The sequence below is a fragment of the Candidatus Kaiserbacteria bacterium genome (genome assembly GCA_016699245.1).
GTDB lineage: Bacteria > Patescibacteriota > Minisyncoccia > Phycocordibacterales > UBA918 > Damh-18.
On sequence record CP064968.1, the window covers coordinates 697,080 to 712,788 of the forward strand.

Here is a 15,709-nt window from a genome sequence, read left to right on the forward strand (position 1 = left end):
CCCTGGTGCCGTTTTATTTTATAGAATTTAAAAATTATTTCGCGAGCTTCTCCTTTACCTTTTGTGCAATGGCGCTGAGCGTGATATTAGTCTTCACAATATAATCGTCACCACCTGCCGCAATAATCTCTGCCACTTTTTCAAGGTCATCAAGTGCAGTGAGTACGATTACCTTCACACTCTTTCCCCATTCATCCGCACGAAGTTCTTTGAGGACGGTCACGCCGTCTTTTTTTGGCATAAGCACATCAAGAAGAATGATGTCTGGCTTTTTCTCAAACGCAGTTTTAATTCCCTCTTCTCCGTCGGGCGCAGTATATACTGTAAAGTCCTCATAGATAAACACCGTCTTTAAGGCCTCGCGAAGATCTGCTTCATCTTCAACGACCAAAATACTTTTTGATGTTGTTTCCATAGTCCTATTAGTATACTACAAATAACTGTATGTGTGCTATCTACGTGGGCAATATCACGGTAAATGTCGTTCCCACACCCTGTTTTGACTCAAAAGTGATAGTTCCCCCTAAAATACGTATTGCTTCCTTCACAATATACAGCCCAAGGCCTGTACCATCCGATTCGTGGGAATGAGCATTTGAGGCGCGAAAAAGCTTGGAAAAAATCATCTCTTGATCCTCTTCAGGAATACCAATCCCATTATCGGCAATAGCAATCGTGAGTGTCTTTTCATCAAGAAAGGCGTATGCGCGCACTTTCCCTCCGACAGGCGTGTACTTGATTGCATTACCTAAAATGTTACTCACCGCCATGTTGAGGAGGTGTGAATCAGACGAAAAGGTGCCAAACGGTTCGTTCCAATTTGTCTCAACTTCCACACCTCGTGTTGCAGCATATGCTCGATACTCTTCTACCACCAAACCAAAAAACTGCGTGAGATCAAACGTGCTTCGCTGAATTGAAAGTGTTCCCAACTCAAGTTTAGACACATTGAGGAAATCATCAACAAGCGTCTGCATGCGCTCAAGTCCACGGGAAATTTTTTGCACATATGATTGTTGCAGTTCAGAGAGTTGTGTACCTGTTGCCGTAGCGAGAAGTTCCAAGTTCCAGCGCATTGCAGAGACTGGGGTACGCAATTGATGGGATGCGAGTGAGACGAATTCTGTTTTTGCTTTATCAATTTGTTTCTGTTTTGTAATATCTACCAAAGTCATAAGACCTTTTAAATCATTGTTTGTATCTCTAAACGAAAAAAGAGAGAGCATTACCCAGTGCACTTTCCCATCCATTTCGTGCACAATTGCTTCAACATCATTGACAAAGCGTCCCTGTTTAAAATACTCTGGAATAAGAGCTATTTTTTGCTCATCTTCTCCTTCAATCAACGTAAACACATCAACGCCCTCAAATTTTTGTATCTCAATACTAAATAATCGTGCTGCAGAAAAATTAACTGATTCAATGATTCCTGTTTTATCAATAAGAATATAGGGAACAGGGCTATTGCGATACAACTCTGAAAAAAGTTCTCGTGAATAGGTTAGTATTTCGCTTGTAATATCCCGCGCAATGGAATGTGCGCTCGCGTACATACGAAGTGATTGATATACTACAACGGTAATGAGTGCAAAAGAAAAAAGTACTGCCCCTACGAAAAGAATAGGTAAAAAAGCAGGTGGTATATTGATATACTTCCACACCAAAAAACCTATTCCCATGAGACCAACACACACTATCCCAGACACAGTGAGTGAGGAAGAAACTGAGTACTCTGGATGCATACATATATCATAGCAGGTCGCGCGTGTGCATTTAGTCACATATCAAGGCATGTGGGTTTCATATACTCTGTTATACTCTCTCAGTATGAAACACACGAATACACCAGTTGTTGTCAAACGCTCGACTGCAGGGCTTGGACTTTTTGCACATACCACGTTTAAACGTGGGGATTTTATTATTGAATACACGGGTGAGGCAATCTCACATGAGGAAGCGGACCGTCGTGGTGGGAAATATCTTTTTATCCTCTCAGACTCAGTAGTACTTGATGGGAAAGGTCGTGAAAATACTGCTCGCTATATCAATCACTCATGCAAGCCAAATGCAGAAGCAGAAACAGACGAAGATGCGGGCAAAATTCGCATCTCAGCAAAAAAGACTATTCTTCCGGGCGATGAAATCACCTATGATTATGGAAAAGATTATGTGTCTGAGTATATAAAGCCACGTGGCTGCCACTGCCGTGCTTGCAAAAGCATATAGTTTAAAACACCCCTGCAATACGGGCTATTTCTGCAACCTCTTCAGTATGTACCACGTACATAGTAGCGGGACTTTTTGGTGTACTTATGACACCTGGTCGGTTACTCAGTGTGTCATTCAATTTCTCATCAAGGACTAAGCCGAGGTATGCGAAACGTTCGGTAATGAGTTCGCGGACAAGAGCATTGCGCTCAGGTGCAGTACCGGTGAGAGCCAGAATATCAACACCCCCAAGAACTGCTGCTGCTGCACCTATTGCTTTTCGAATTCCCTCTATGTACATTGCTACCGCAATGAGTGCATCGGGATCTTTTTTCATATATCTATCGATTGCGACACGGAGGTCGTTACTTCCGAGCATTCCTCGCAAACCGCCCATCTGACTTACCGCAAGTTCTGTTTTTTCGATATTGTTTCCGTATTGTTTAAAAAGATAAATAAGTGCGGCAGGATCTACTTCGCCAGCACGTGTGCCCATCATAAGTCCGCTCGTCGGAGCAAAGCCCATGGTGGTTTCCACGCTCTTTCCTTCCTTAAGCGCAGTGACACTCATACCGCTTCCAATATGGCAGACCACCATACGTGCAGGTACACGCCCCTCGTTTTCCTCTGCAATTTTGCGTACAACTGATGCAACCGAGAGTCCGTGGTACCCGAAACGATACAAATCAAATGCAACTGAATCCTTTTTTGGGATACTGTACAGACGTGCATGCTGAGGCATAGTGGCGTGAAATGCACTATCAGAGACACCCACTATCCGCGCATGGGGTAGCGCCTCGCGCACGCGAGCAATTTCTGAAAGTTCATGAGGAATATGCAGTGGTGCCGCTTCGACAACTGCACTGAGTCGACGCACATATGCTCCATCAATGAGTCTGTGTGTGGTGAAAAATGTCCCTGGTGCAACAATACGCACACCTACCCGAGTAATATCTTTTATGTGTGAGATGACTCCTGCGGCAATAGCACGTTTAAGCGCTTCGTCGAGACCCTCATCAAACTGACTTCTCGTAGCATCTCCACAAATTTGACGCTCACCATTTACCTCCACACAATGCCCAAACTCATCTCCTATGCGTTCAAAAAACACCGAGAAAACCTCGCGCCCATCACGGTACAGCGCATACTTTTTAGAAGAACTTCCTGGATTTACGACGAACGTGGTGTCCATGTCCAATTAGTTATATCAAGAGGATCATTACCAAATTCAACAACAAATGCCCGATGCGCAGTGAGTTTTTCTTCATACTTTGCAATCAATTCTTCACGCTGATGCACCGTAATAAGCCCCTCTTCCTCTGCAACTTCAAATGCTTTCATTGCAAGATGGTAACGGTCTGTCTTGTTGCGAACGAACATATCGAATGGCGTCGTCGTTGAACCGTGTTCCTCATACCCATGTATGGTGAACCGTTTTGGTTCTGCACCATAATCAAAAAGAATTTGCTTAATGGTCTGTGGGTAGCCATGGAAGTTGATGACAACATGTTTATCGTTCGTGAAGTAGTAGTCCATATCATGAGGCACCACACGAGAAGTGGTATTACCAAGCCCATTTGCGGAAAGTGACACAATATTTACAAAGCGCATGCGCATTTCAGGAATTTCACCGCGCACAATAGTAATAGCGGCGAGCGTCTCTTTGGTGAGATAGTCTCCTGCAGCCGCAAAGACGATGTGTGGTTCTTTATCGCTTGCAAAATGCCAGATAGAAATTCCCTCCTCAACGTCATGAGTAGCCTCATCGAGTGTACGCCAGCATGGCACGGGGCGCTTTTCAAGAACCAAGATATTCATTTCGTTCTTCGAACCGAGTGAGCGTTCCATCACCTTAAGTGCAGTATTCATATCTGAAGGGAAATAGACATTCACAAAGTGCCCTTGACGCTGAAGCATATCATCGATAAAGCCAGGATTTTGATGTGAAAATCCATTATGTTCCTGTCGCCATGCACCCGATGTGAGAATGTAATTGAGAGACGGCACATCACCCCGCCATGGAATGTTGCGTGCAATGCTGAGGAATTTTGCATATTGGTCTGCCATACTCGCCACAATCTGCATAAAAGCTTCGTATGAAGCGAATATGGCATGGCGGCCCGTGAGAATGTATCCCTGCATAAGCCCCTGAAGACTATGCTCAGAGAGCATCTCAATGACTCGTCCGTCGCGTGCCATGTCGCGGTCCCACTCACGGATAGGGAGCATGAACGAGCGCTTCGTTACCTCAAAGACAGCGTCGAGTTTGTTAGAGTAGGTTTCGTCGGGAGAAAAGATGCGCATGTTTTTTGAACCTTCGTTTTGTGCAATCACATCACGCACATACTTTCCAATGGCCTGCATGCTACTCTCCTCGCCGCATGACCCTCCATCGGGGCGCGCGGTGTGCTCATTTGCGTAATGAACAACATCGGGAAGTACAAGTGGCTTGTATCCCGGTGCTCCTCCCATGGTGTGTGGATTATCACCCATACGACGATGTTCTGAAGGAATGAGTCCAGCGATATCCGCATGGAATTGCTTTCCATCAAAGAGTTCATGAAAACGATACGAGCGAAGCCATCCTTCGAGTGCTGCAAGTTCCTCAGGCTCAATACGTGCATTTTCGAGAATAACCTGGTGTGAAAGACAATTGTCTTCGAGACGCTTGCCATGCATTTCGTGAACACTTCCCCATCCCTTTGGCGAACGGAGAATAATCATCGGAAATCGTGGTGGCTCCTCAACTGCCCCATCACGCGCTGCTCTTTGAATACCTCGAATACGCTCAACAGCGGTATCCACAACCGAAATCATACGATCGTGTACGTCTCCTTCCTGGTATGCGTCAACGATATGTGGCTCGTAGCCATATCCACGGAACAAAAGGACTAAATCCTCATCACTCATACGACCGAGAATGGTAGGGCCTGAAATCTTATAGCCGTTGAGATGGAGAATGGGTAATACAGCCCCATTGGTTGCTGGATTAAGGAATTTGCTCAGATGCCATGCAGTGGCAGTAGGACCTGTTTCCGCTTCACCATCTCCCACAAGACAGGTGGCAATAAGGTCGGGATTGTCGAGCACAGCGCCATACGAAGTTGAAAGCGCATACCCAAGTTCCCCACCTTCGAGAATCACTCCCGGTGCACCAGGGTTACTGTGACTGGGAAAACCATACGGCCAACTAAATTGCTTTGCCATAGCGTTAATACCATCACGATTTCGTGGCAACTCTGGATAATACTTTGAAAGTGTCCCTTCCAAAAAAAGATTTGCCTGCACTGCAGGAAAGCCGTGACCTGGACCAAGCACAAACATCATGTTGAGGTCGTGTGCTTTAATCGCACGATTCATGTGTGCGTATACAAAGTTAATTCCCGGGCAGGTACCCCAGTGACCAAGGAGTCGTTCTTTAACATGCTCGGGACGGAGCGGCTCTTCAAGTAAAAAATTATCTTTTAAATAAATTTGTGCTGCGGAAATATAGTTTGCCGCACGCAAAAAATTCTCTATGTGGGTATGCATATACGTGCATTATACCCCATGCATGTGTGCAGATACGTGGGTAATCCACGTATTGCTATACGGGTGTCTCTTCTGCAGGGACTTCTTCTGATTGAGATGTTTCTGGTGGAGTCTCGGTTGCTGATTCTTCTCCTGATACTGTTGTCTCAGAAGTAGTACTTGCGGATGCATCCGTAGTAGTTGCGGGAATTTCTTCTACAACAGGCACCTGCTCAGGGGGAGTACCCTGAGGAACGAGACCGCCATTTGGCAAATTTTGTAATGCGGGGTTACCGACATTCACTTGCTCACCAGTACCGTTTTCGGCATTAACTTGATTTGATTCAGTAATAGTTGCAGACACGTTGATGGCGCCACTATCTGAACGTCCTATCATCACTGCACTCCCAATCACTAAAACTCCCACACCCACAAGTCCCGCAATGAATCCAGGCGTGAGTGTGTGAGAAGAACGTGTAGGTGCTTCTACTACAGATTTTTTAGAGACACGTGGCATAGCAATATATGTATAGTAGTATAACACTATATCAAACACTGCAAAGTATAATATGCCAAATACACACATGGGTGTATGGTACAATTTCACCTATGAAAGCCATTTTTATTGCAATTGCACTCTTTGTTGGACTGTACTTCCTCAATGCTCTCCTCAGTTCGCAGGGGTAGAATGCAATGTTGCGTATTGTAGTGGTATATGGTACATTTTTAGGCATCCGAGAGAGCAGATGCTCTCTTTGTTTTTATAACCTTGAAAGTAGATTCCGTACGTATTAATCAATCAATTAGAGCGAAAGAGCTTCGTGTAATTGGTGCGAATGGCGAAAATCTTGGTGTACTCCCTACACCAGAGGCGCTTGCTGCAGCAGTTGAAGCAAATCTCGACCTTATTGAAATATCCCCAAATGCGCAACCCCCTGTTGCGAAAATAATGGATTATGGAAAATACCAATACGAAATCAACAAAAAAGCCAAGGAAGTAAAGGCTAAATCACACGTTACCGAAACCAAATGTGTACAGGTAAAGATTGGGACTGGAGACAATGACCTCAATTTGAAGGCAAAACGCACAGCGGAGTGGCTTACGGAGGGACATCGAGTCAAAGTTGACCTTTTCCTCTGGGGACGCTACAAATACATGGAAGAAGGGTTCCTCAAGGAACGTCTTGAACGCTTCTTGAAAATAATCCCCACTGAGTATAAAATAGCCGACGAAATGAAACGAAGTCCCAAAGGCTTTACGACCACACTTGAACGTGTAGCAAAGCAGAAAAGTGCCTAGCGCGATACCACCGAATTAGAGAAATATTTATGATAAAAACAAACAAATCGTACACGAAGCGTATCAAAGTTACCAAAAATGGTAAACTCATCGCGCGTAAGCCGGGACGCAACCACTTCAATGCGAAGCAATCTGGTCGCACACGTCAGGAGCGTCGTCGTACACAAGAACTCACTATGACGCCACGCGCTAAGAATCGTTTTCTCGCTAACGCATAACATCACTTAACGAACTACTAATTTCATTATATGTCACGAGTAAAAGGAGGAGTAATGGCGAACAAACGCCGTAAAAAAATCCTCGCACAAACAAAAGGATACATCTTTGGCCGCTCTACAAAAACAGCGCAAGCTATCGAAGCAATCCACCACGCACACCTTCACTCATTCGCACACCGCAAAGACAAGAAGAATGACTTCCGTCGCATGTGGACGACACGCCTCAGTGCAGGTCTCCGAGCATCAGGACTTAAGTACAGCATCTTTATGAAGACCTTGAAGGATAAAAACATCCTTCTCAATCGCAAGATGCTTGCTCTCCTCGCCGATGAACGTCCAGAATCATTCGAACGATTTCTCGCAAAAGTAAAGTAGTCAAAAGCGCCCGTCAGGGCGCTTTTGACTACTTGAGTAGTTTTGAGCGACCAAATCTTTCTTTAAAAAATTGATTTACTCTTGCTGTAAAAAATTATGATTCCTATAAAGAGTAAGCGACTATTATGAATTTTCATCTCAGTTTGCTATTTATAATAAAAATTGCTTTGCGCATCAAGTTTCGAATACACTTATTAGTTTGAGTACGAAAAAAGTGGACACGAAATTGTCCACCTTTTTAGAACTAATTACCACAAATTTTGAGAGTTAAATGTTCTAACTATTCTTCTACGGGAGAAGGCAAAATTTCAGGCATTTTGGTAGTATTTTCTGGTATCTCAGTTAAATTTACTGGAAGATCTTTAGGTATTGCAGGGAGATTTTTTTGAATGGAAATGGTTTTAGCTAAAAAAGAATTCGTGCTCGTTGATACCTCATCAAATGAAACAGCGGTGATTCTATCGCCCACTTGTATTTCATTAATAGCTATTTCCTTTTCAATATATGTCTTCGGTTGCTTTCCTTGATTACCATTGTTGACAAATTCCTTAATTTCTTTTTCGTATGTTACAGGTTCTTTGTTAGATATTAACAACAGTAATGTTTTAGCATCTGTACTTACGAGAATACTTCTCTCAGTTGGATAGCCGGACTCAGGAGATAATTTTACATGTAATGTTGTATTTTCTACTGAAGTAACCTCACCAATAACAAAAAACTCTTTTTGATTTTGAAGTACTTCAATCACCTCTTCATGCTTCTCCTCTTCTGCAACTGCCGGAGGTGTACTTGAACTTATTGGAGCACTTATTGGAGTATTTTGATTTACTAATTCACTCGATTTTATTTTAGTAGTGTATACAAACAATAAAACTAAAATAATTAATGCACCAAGTGCAAGTACTCCTACAACTAGGGTAGTATTTTTAAATGACATAAAAATTACAACGACTAACTATGCTTTTATGCAACTCATTACCCAATTATCCTCATTACTACCCGCAGTATAGGCCTGGTAGTACCCCGCTGGGCAACTAACATTAGGTGTATGACCATTGCAGGGGAAATTTGGATAAAGTGAACCATAAGTACTCCAAGCTCCACACTGTGTTCCAGGAAGAACAGCACTAGTACTTACTGCATCATCAATCTGACTCACCCACTTCCCAGAACTTCGAATATACACGTCATTGGTGTAAATAGATGCTCTTGAGTTTTGCTTTTGGGCATTAGGATCCCATCCAGCACCATAGGTAGTAAGTGCCCAATCATCGGTCACTGAGTAATTTCGAACCGAACTAGTAATTGCACCGTACGTATTCAGTGCATTAACTATACTCGTAGAATTTGGGTCTATATAGTAACCTGAGTTATTATAATCGGAAAATGTTGTAGCCCCAATCGAACCTGCTTTCGACTGTGCAGTTGCACTCACATTAATTGGCGCGGCAACATTTGAAGTTGGCGGAGCACCTGTAGGAGCTGTCCACGCAAAGGTAACCTGCAATGCACCCATAGTAAAGGCACCGAGTGCGATACCGAGGAAAACAAAAGAGAAGTTTTTGTATGACATGAGAGTGATATATTATCTGTATAATTAAATTTATAAGTCTATGCTACCCTCCACGGTGTAAGTAAGCAATGGGAATGGGTGGGATAAGTGGTTTGATTGAGACAAAATATTTGCGAGACGATGTGTAATTTGTACACACATTCAAAAACTTGCACTCTGGTGCAGGTTTTTATCTTCATCTTTTATATAATTATTGGGATTTCTTCAATGACTCTAGTTGGGCTTTTACTTCCTCTTCAGTGAGGACGGGGACACTCTCCTCTGGAGCAAGTGCTTCAAGTTGGGCTTTTACTTCCTCTTCAGTGAGCGCTGTTGGAATCTCATCTGGGGTAAGTGCTTCGAGTTGGGCTTTTACTTCCTCTTCAGTGAGAAGATGACTATCTTTATTTGTATCGCTATCGCTTGGTTTTTCTACAGACACTTTTGGAATGACATAATTAAGTGTATAAAGGGAATAAGCTCCAAGAAGCGTAAGTACAGAGAGGAGTCCTACACACACATAGAGGAGCACTCGCATCATATTATTTTTTTGTATATCCATATGTGTATATAATACTCCTTCTTCTAACACACATAAGTTGCAGATGGGTACAACAATCCTAGATTACTATACCCAGATGATATCAAAGTACCTTTTCTGTTTATTCTTAAAAATCTATTTCGATAGTCTCGTGCTCTGCCGGAGCAACCGCATTTACATCTAAATAGTCGCGGAGACGTTGCACCAAGAAAAGAGAGGCACGTTCTTCTCCCATAGTTACAAAGACCTGCTTAACCTTTTCTCCTCCTTGTTCCACAAAATGAACGAGTTGGTCTCGGTCTGCATGTCCTGAATATCCACGAATGCGCGCAATCTTAGCACGTACTTTAACGTCTGTATCGAGTATACGTACCTTTTTTGCGCCATCATTTAGTAATCGTCCAATACTACCCACCGCCTGATACCCCACAAGGAGTAATGTGGTCTTTGGGTCTTCGAGATAATTGCGCTCGTGCTCCTGTATACGTCCTCCATGACTCATTCCCGAACCTGCGATAATAATCTTCGCTCCATGTTCCTGTCCAATCTTTGCAGAATCTTTCATTGAGTGCGTAAAGGAAAGTTTTGGAAAATTAAAGATATCGTCCCCTTCCCTAATCTGTGTCTGCACATCTTCCTTGAGATAGCTGGTGTACCCACGGTAAATCTCGGTCACCGAGATAGCGAGTGGCGAATCCAGGAATACGGGGATTGGCTGAAGTCCCTCGTTTTCAAAGAGATTATTGATCTCAAAGAGCATTCCTTGGGTACGCTCGAGAGAAAAGGCGGGGATAATAAGCGTGCCCCCTTTATGAATCGTGTCCTCAATATACATACGGAGGAGGTCGGTACGTTCCTTCACCTCCTCATGTGAACGATCACCATAGACACTTTCCATAAGAAGGTAATCGTAGTCAGGAACAATTTCAGGTGGGTTTAAAAGTGGCTGTGGAATATTACCAATATCACCCGTGCAGAGGAATTTCTTTCCATTGCGTTCTAAAGTAATCATGGCAGAACCGAGAATATGTCCTGCGTCAGTAAAGGTAACACTCACCTCGTCCGGTATAGAAAATGTATCGTGGTACGTGTGGGTTTTCCAAAGTGAAAGTGCATGCTCAATATCCTGCCTTTCAAACACACGTGGAGTGCCAAATTTTTCTTCTTCAAAAAGCATCACTTTGTATGCATCCTGAAGCATTACCGCTGCTAAATCACGTGTGGGTGGTGTGGAATAAATAACACCACTGAAACCATCCTTAACAAGCTTCGGGATACGACCAATGTGGTCGGCATGTGCGTGAGTAACGAGGAGAACATTCACGGTATTGGGATCATACGCAAAGGGGTCTGCATTTTTCGCAGAAGCAAATCTATCACCCTGCACCAATCCACAATCTACTAAAAAGCGGGCATTCCCTGTATCAAAAAGAAAATTTGCTCCCGTTACACTGCCTGTGCCCCCGTGAAAACTTAGTTTTGTCATGTATCTAATTGTTTAATGTTCTTCACCATACCATACCCCACTGCCCCTCCGAGTAAATCCATACACATATCAAGTATCGTGTCTGGAATAATATTTGTTTCAAATTGATACATTCCAGTGCTGTATTCAAATAATTCCCAACATATACCCATACCGAGCACGAGGAACATATAAAGCGAAAATGAACTTCTCTTTTCAATATACTGCAAACGAAAAAATGGTAAAATCGCAATACCAAACGCACACACAAGTCCACCAAGAAAATGCATCGGTATATCAAGCCACAGATACTTCCAATACAAGAAAAACGAAGTTGCCAGAGTATGCGTGAGTGCAAGTGTCGTTGCTGCTAAAAAGAAAAGTGTGAGAAGTAATCCCATATGATATATCGTACCATACCTGGGATAGGTACTAAAAAAACGCACCTCAGTGCGTCTCTTTAGTGGAACTACGGGGCATGTCCCTGAATTGACTTCAGGTGGGCACCCTTTCCAAGCACTTTTGAAATTTCGTCGCGTCGAAGTCTCATCTGTACTTGTGACTACAGGCAGCCCTTTCTATAGGCTTAAGCAGAAACATGCGTATCCGTAGCTCCACAAATAGTATAGCAGAAACCTCCACCCCTTCGGGGTGGAGGTTTCGTTCAATATGTGTACAACTTTTTCATTTAGATTTTTCTCTGCGATACATCACTCAAATTCTATGGTTTCAAATGATTATCCTTAATCACCTCATAGCGTAGTCGCTTGGCAGGGAGCGGAGAGGTGATTAAGGGTAATCACGATCCGCTTTCTTCTATACTATTCCTTCGTCCCGTCGAAGTTAACATCATACATAATACGTTCCTGTGCAGTCACATAATTCATGATTTCTTCCTCGGTAAACCAGACCTTAATCTCTCGCTCCGCCTCTTCTGGAGACTCAGAACAATGGATGAGATTTCGTACTGCACGATTCTCAAATGATGAATGGGCATATGAATCTACCGTGTAGTCTCCACGAATAGTACCCACATCTGAAGTGGATGGCTCTGTGGTACCCACGAGCTTTGTGACTACGGCTACTGCTTGATTACCCTCGAGAATCATTCCCACTACGGGCGCTGCAGTCATGTAGGTGACAATGGTATCAATAATAGCGCGACCGTATGTCATAGCATCTTTCTCTACCGGAAGTCCTTGTGCCTTCAAATCTTCGATAATGCGATTCCCTTTTTTCAAAAACCATGCCTCGTCTTTGTTGTAATGAATCATCAGTTTCTCGCTTTCTGGCACAAACATCTTCATTGCAATAAACTTGAGTCCCGTGCGCTCAAAACGGCCAATAACCTCACCAATAAGCGACCGTTGTACCGTATCGGGCTTCAAAATGACAAATGTCCGCTCTTGGTGTGGTTTTTTGTTCATAAAATGCTAATTAGTTATTCAAAATATATGGTGAGTATACCGTACTATAGCCGTAATTCAAGGTTCGGAGAATATAAAACACCGGACTTTGGGCTCTGCCCAAAGTCCGGTGTTTTATATTCTTCTACTACAACTTGGTCACAATCTCAGGGCCATTTTCCGTGATTGCAACAGTGTGCTCAAAATGCGCACTTCGTGAACCATCTACCGTAAAGACACTGTATCCGTCACCTTCGTCATCAAAAATCACTTCTTTACTTCCGATATTTACAATAGGCTCAATTGCAAAGACATTACCGACTTTAATAAGTGGCCCCCTTCCAGCTTTTCCAAAATTAGGAATCTGTGGGTCTTCGTGTACTGCATGTCCCACTCCGTGCCCGCACAAGGCTTCCACAATACTGAATCCGCGTGAGTGTACGAAGGTCTCAATCGCGTGACTAATGTCACCAATATGATTCCCAGGCTTTGCTTGCTTGATACCGAGCATAAGCGCTTCCTGCGTTGTTGTGATGAGTTTCATAGACTCTGCATCCGTCTTCCCTACAGGAATAGTAATACCCGAATCCACTATCATTCCTTGGTACCCAATCGTCATATCGAGGTTGATAATATCTCCCTCTTCGAGAATCTCATCTGCACGAGGTACACCATGTTGCACGGTATTATTGACCGAGGTACACAACGCTGCAGGGTATGGATCCATTGCAAAAGTGGGTTGGTAGCCGAGCAGTACCGGTTCAGCACCATAGTCCTCGGCAAGTTTTAGGGCGTAGTCATTGATATCTTCGGTTGAAATGCCAGGCTTCACGTATGTAGCCAATTCCTTGAGTATCTGAGCGAGCACTTTTCCTCCCGCGCGAAGTCGCTCAATCTCTTCAGGGGTTTTAATAAGTGCCATATCTATGCGAGTGAAAGCGCTTGTAATATTTGTGTATGGACACCAAGAATTGTATCTGACCCATCGCAGTCGATGACCGAAGTATTTGACCGTGTACGGTAGTAGTCGAGCACGGGGAGTGTTTCTTCCCGATACCAGGTAAGACGCGCTTCTATGGAGGCACTCGTATCATCCTTCCGTGCACGCTTTATCATACGTTCACGCACCACCGCTTCTTCGGTTACTAAATCAATCACAATTACGTGGTTGCGACGGTAAAAAGCGAGTGCACTTTCGAGTACTTCAGCTTCATGAATGGTACGTGGAAATCCATCAATGAGGAGATGAGCTTCGGGGTCGAGATGCTGATGAAAAGCATCACTCCAAAGCATTACCGAAAGAAACAGTGGCTGTAGCATCCCTGTATCAAGGGTTTCGTGCACCTTTTTTTCCGTAAACCCCTCCCCTTTCATCGCTAGTGCACGAAACCTACGCCCTGTTTGCACATCAATGACGCGACGTGTGGGATCATGCATCTTCAAAAACTTCGAAAGCATTTCAATCTGGGTTCCTTTTCCGCTTCCCTGTGGTCCAACGAATATAATAGTATATGTTTGCATTCAAAGTCCCAATTATTGGTATAACGCCCTGTACCTATAGAGTCTACCCAAGACTACGAAAAACACAACCCGTTATATGAGAATTCTGTAACCCATCAAAGTGTGGTATCGTACCAGACATGAAGAAACACATCATTACTCTCGGAGGACTTCCCGGTAGTGGAAAATCCACGGTAAAACGCCTTTTAGCTGAGAAACTTGGATATGCCACCTTTTCGACAGGAGATTTTGTTCGTGAAATGGCGCATGAGCGCAATCTCACTCTTGAAGAATTTAATGAACTCGTGAAGCGCGACAAAACGCTCGATCTACTGATCGATGAGCGTTTAAAGCGTATTGAGGCAGAAGAAGATTTTTATGTCATCGACTCACATCTCGCGTTTCACTTTGTACCGAGTGCATTCTCCGTATTTCTTTCAATATCTCCCGAATTGTCAGCACAGCGTATTTTTAATGACGCCTCCTCTCCACTTCGCATAAAAAGTGGTGACACTATGGCATCACATGCGGAAGCATACACGCGCACACAAATGCGTATTCAGAATCACATTGAGCGTTATGCGAAACACTATGGCATCAATCCGTACAACGAGTCGCAGTATTGTTTAATCATTGATACTGAGGCACGCACACCAGAGGTTGTCGCAGATATTGTGCACACTGAATATCAGTCATGGCTCACTGGATAAATTCATGAAATGTGAGCTCTGCTCACCAACACGTGCACTGCACGTGTATTTCACTGGATAAATCCGGTGAAATGTGAGTTTCACTCACTGACACGTGCACTGCACGTGTATTTCACTGGATAAATATTTTTGAAGTGCAAAACGTATAGTGTACACTTGCTGTATGGAACGTCAGCACATTATTACACTTACCGGAAAGCCTGGGAGTGGAAAATCATCAACGGCCGACCGTGTCGCAGAAATGCTTGGGTATACACGGTATTCTTCTGGTGAGTATGTACGTGCTATTACGCAGAAACATAAAATAACCTTGAGTGACTTTAATACCCGTGCTGAATCACATCCTGAAATGGATCAACAAATTGATATTGCGCTACGTAAACTTCGCGATCAGAGTGATATCGTCATTGATGCACGTCTTGGTTTCTACTGGATTCCCGAATCCTTCAAAGTATTCCTTGACCTCAATAGCGATGTAGCAATTGCACGTATCTTCAAAGATGCCAATTTTAATACTGGCCGCAGTGGCGCTGGTGAAGGAGGTGACGTAATGAACGATGTGGCTGACCAGGTAGAAAAACGTATGCGGAGTGAGCGCATTCGTTTCAAAAAACTCTATGGCGTTAATCCCTATAGTATCGAACATTTTGATCTCGTGATTGACACCGCGCAACACAGCCCACAAACCGTAGCACTTACTATTTTCGATACCTATAAAAGATGGTTGAAATCCTCAAGTTGGAAACAAGTAATCAGCAGAGTACCTCTAGGATTCTCGTTTAAACACTGATGCATAATCACAAAATCAAAAATTACTTCGATTATGCATAACAGTATATTGGTATAGACACGCTACTACAGGATAAAATCTCCAGTAACAATCTCAATATAGATAGAATCAATACTCTACCGTAGCACGCAAAA

Annotated in this window: 19 protein-coding genes; 6 read left to right on the plus strand and 13 right to left on the minus strand. The window is 43.5% G+C overall.

Annotated features, from left to right (window positions below; translation table 11 throughout):
• Positions 1 to 34: 34 nt before the first annotated feature.
• Together IPH92_03435 and IPH92_03440 are read right to left on the minus strand one after the other, a co-directional pair.
• On the minus strand, positions 35 to 415 hold the full coding sequence (locus tag IPH92_03435; GenBank protein QQR64588.1) for a response regulator: 381 nt from the start codon (positions 413 to 415) through the stop codon (positions 35 to 37).
• Positions 416 to 455: 40 nt separating this feature from the next.
• Positions 456 to 1,742 (minus strand): PAS domain-containing sensor histidine kinase, encoded by a 1,287-nt coding sequence (locus IPH92_03440; GenBank protein QQR64589.1) that lies wholly within the window; start codon positions 1,740 to 1,742, stop codon positions 456 to 458.
• Positions 1,743 to 1,827: 85 nt separating this feature from the next.
• On the opposite strand from IPH92_03440, the gene IPH92_03445 reads away from it, so the two are divergent.
• Positions 1,828 to 2,226, plus strand: a complete 399-nt coding sequence (locus tag IPH92_03445; protein ID QQR64590.1) for an SET domain-containing protein-lysine N-methyltransferase — start codon at positions 1,828 to 1,830, stop codon at positions 2,224 to 2,226.
• A 1-nt stretch (position 2,227) separates the two neighbouring features.
• Here the strand turns inward: IPH92_03445 and IPH92_03450 are convergent, their stop codons facing one another.
• From IPH92_03450 to IPH92_03460, 3 genes are read right to left on the minus strand one after another with little or no spacing between them, the layout of a single operon-like run.
• On the minus strand, positions 2,228 to 3,400 hold the full coding sequence (locus tag IPH92_03450; protein ID QQR64591.1) for an acetate/propionate family kinase: 1,173 nt from the start codon (positions 3,398 to 3,400) through the stop codon (positions 2,228 to 2,230).
• Positions 3,379 to 5,739, minus strand: coding sequence for a phosphoketolase family protein (locus IPH92_03455; protein ID QQR64592.1), 2,361 nt, complete (start codon positions 5,737 to 5,739; stop codon positions 3,379 to 3,381). Before IPH92_03455 ends, IPH92_03450 begins: the two co-directional genes overlap by 22 nt.
• A 55-nt stretch (positions 5,740 to 5,794) precedes the next feature.
• Entirely contained in the window at positions 5,795 to 6,235 is a 441-nt protein-coding gene (locus IPH92_03460) for a hypothetical protein (GenBank protein ID QQR64593.1), read from the minus strand.
• A gap of 252 nt (positions 6,236 to 6,487) precedes the next feature.
• On the opposite strand from IPH92_03460, the gene infC reads away from it, so the two are divergent.
• The 3 genes from infC to rplT are packed head-to-tail and all read left to right on the plus strand — an operon-like array spanning position 6,488 to position 7,611.
• A complete protein-coding gene (gene infC, locus IPH92_03465; protein ID QQR64594.1) occupies positions 6,488 to 7,018 on the plus strand; it encodes a translation initiation factor IF-3 in 531 nt (176 codons plus the stop codon).
• Between the two features lie 29 nt (positions 7,019 to 7,047).
• Positions 7,048 to 7,236, plus strand: coding sequence for a 50S ribosomal protein L35 (locus IPH92_03470; protein ID QQR64595.1), 189 nt, complete (start codon positions 7,048 to 7,050; stop codon positions 7,234 to 7,236).
• Positions 7,237 to 7,266: 30 nt separating this feature from the next.
• Positions 7,267 to 7,611: a 50S ribosomal protein L20 gene (rplT, locus tag IPH92_03475; GenBank protein QQR64596.1), complete on the plus strand. Its 345-nt coding sequence runs from the start codon at positions 7,267 to 7,269 to the stop codon at positions 7,609 to 7,611.
• A 280-nt stretch (positions 7,612 to 7,891) separates the two neighbouring features.
• Here the strand turns inward: rplT and IPH92_03480 are convergent, their stop codons facing one another.
• The 8 genes from IPH92_03480 to IPH92_03515 all read right to left on the minus strand — a co-directional run bounded on the left by IPH92_03480 (position 7,892) and on the right by IPH92_03515 (position 14,096).
• Positions 7,892 to 8,548, minus strand: coding sequence for a hypothetical protein (locus IPH92_03480; GenBank protein ID QQR64597.1), 657 nt, complete (start codon positions 8,546 to 8,548; stop codon positions 7,892 to 7,894).
• Positions 8,549 to 8,566: 18 nt separating this feature from the next.
• On the minus strand, positions 8,567 to 9,184 hold the full coding sequence (locus IPH92_03485; GenBank protein ID QQR64598.1) for a hypothetical protein: 618 nt from the start codon (positions 9,182 to 9,184) through the stop codon (positions 8,567 to 8,569).
• Positions 9,185 to 9,374: 190 nt separating this feature from the next.
• Positions 9,375 to 9,725 (minus strand): hypothetical protein, encoded by a 351-nt coding sequence (locus IPH92_03490; protein QQR64599.1) that lies wholly within the window; start codon positions 9,723 to 9,725, stop codon positions 9,375 to 9,377.
• Positions 9,726 to 9,831: 106 nt separating this feature from the next.
• Positions 9,832 to 11,190, minus strand: coding sequence for an MBL fold metallo-hydrolase (locus tag IPH92_03495; protein ID QQR64600.1), 1,359 nt, complete (start codon positions 11,188 to 11,190; stop codon positions 9,832 to 9,834).
• On the minus strand, positions 11,187 to 11,570 hold the full coding sequence (locus tag IPH92_03500; GenBank protein QQR64601.1) for a hypothetical protein: 384 nt from the start codon (positions 11,568 to 11,570) through the stop codon (positions 11,187 to 11,189). The genes IPH92_03495 and IPH92_03500 overlap by 4 nt, the downstream gene beginning before the upstream one ends.
• A gap of 420 nt (positions 11,571 to 11,990) precedes the next feature.
• Positions 11,991 to 12,596 (minus strand): nucleoside-diphosphate kinase, encoded by a 606-nt coding sequence (locus tag IPH92_03505; GenBank protein QQR64602.1) that lies wholly within the window; start codon positions 12,594 to 12,596, stop codon positions 11,991 to 11,993.
• Positions 12,597 to 12,723: 127 nt separating this feature from the next.
• A complete protein-coding gene (map, locus tag IPH92_03510) occupies positions 12,724 to 13,497 on the minus strand; it encodes a type I methionyl aminopeptidase (GenBank protein ID QQR64603.1) in 774 nt (257 codons plus the stop codon).
• Positions 13,498 to 13,499: 2 nt separating this feature from the next.
• On the minus strand, positions 13,500 to 14,096 hold the full coding sequence (locus IPH92_03515) for a nucleoside monophosphate kinase (GenBank protein QQR64604.1): 597 nt from the start codon (positions 14,094 to 14,096) through the stop codon (positions 13,500 to 13,502).
• 119 nt (positions 14,097 to 14,215) lie between these two features.
• On the opposite strand from IPH92_03515, the gene IPH92_03520 reads away from it, so the two are divergent.
• Positions 14,216 to 14,785, plus strand: coding sequence for an AAA family ATPase (locus IPH92_03520; protein ID QQR64605.1), 570 nt, complete (start codon positions 14,216 to 14,218; stop codon positions 14,783 to 14,785).
• A gap of 163 nt (positions 14,786 to 14,948) precedes the next feature.
• Positions 14,949 to 15,575 (plus strand): cytidylate kinase family protein, encoded by a 627-nt coding sequence (locus IPH92_03525; GenBank protein ID QQR64606.1) that lies wholly within the window; start codon positions 14,949 to 14,951, stop codon positions 15,573 to 15,575.
• Positions 15,576 to 15,709 lie beyond the last annotated feature (134 nt).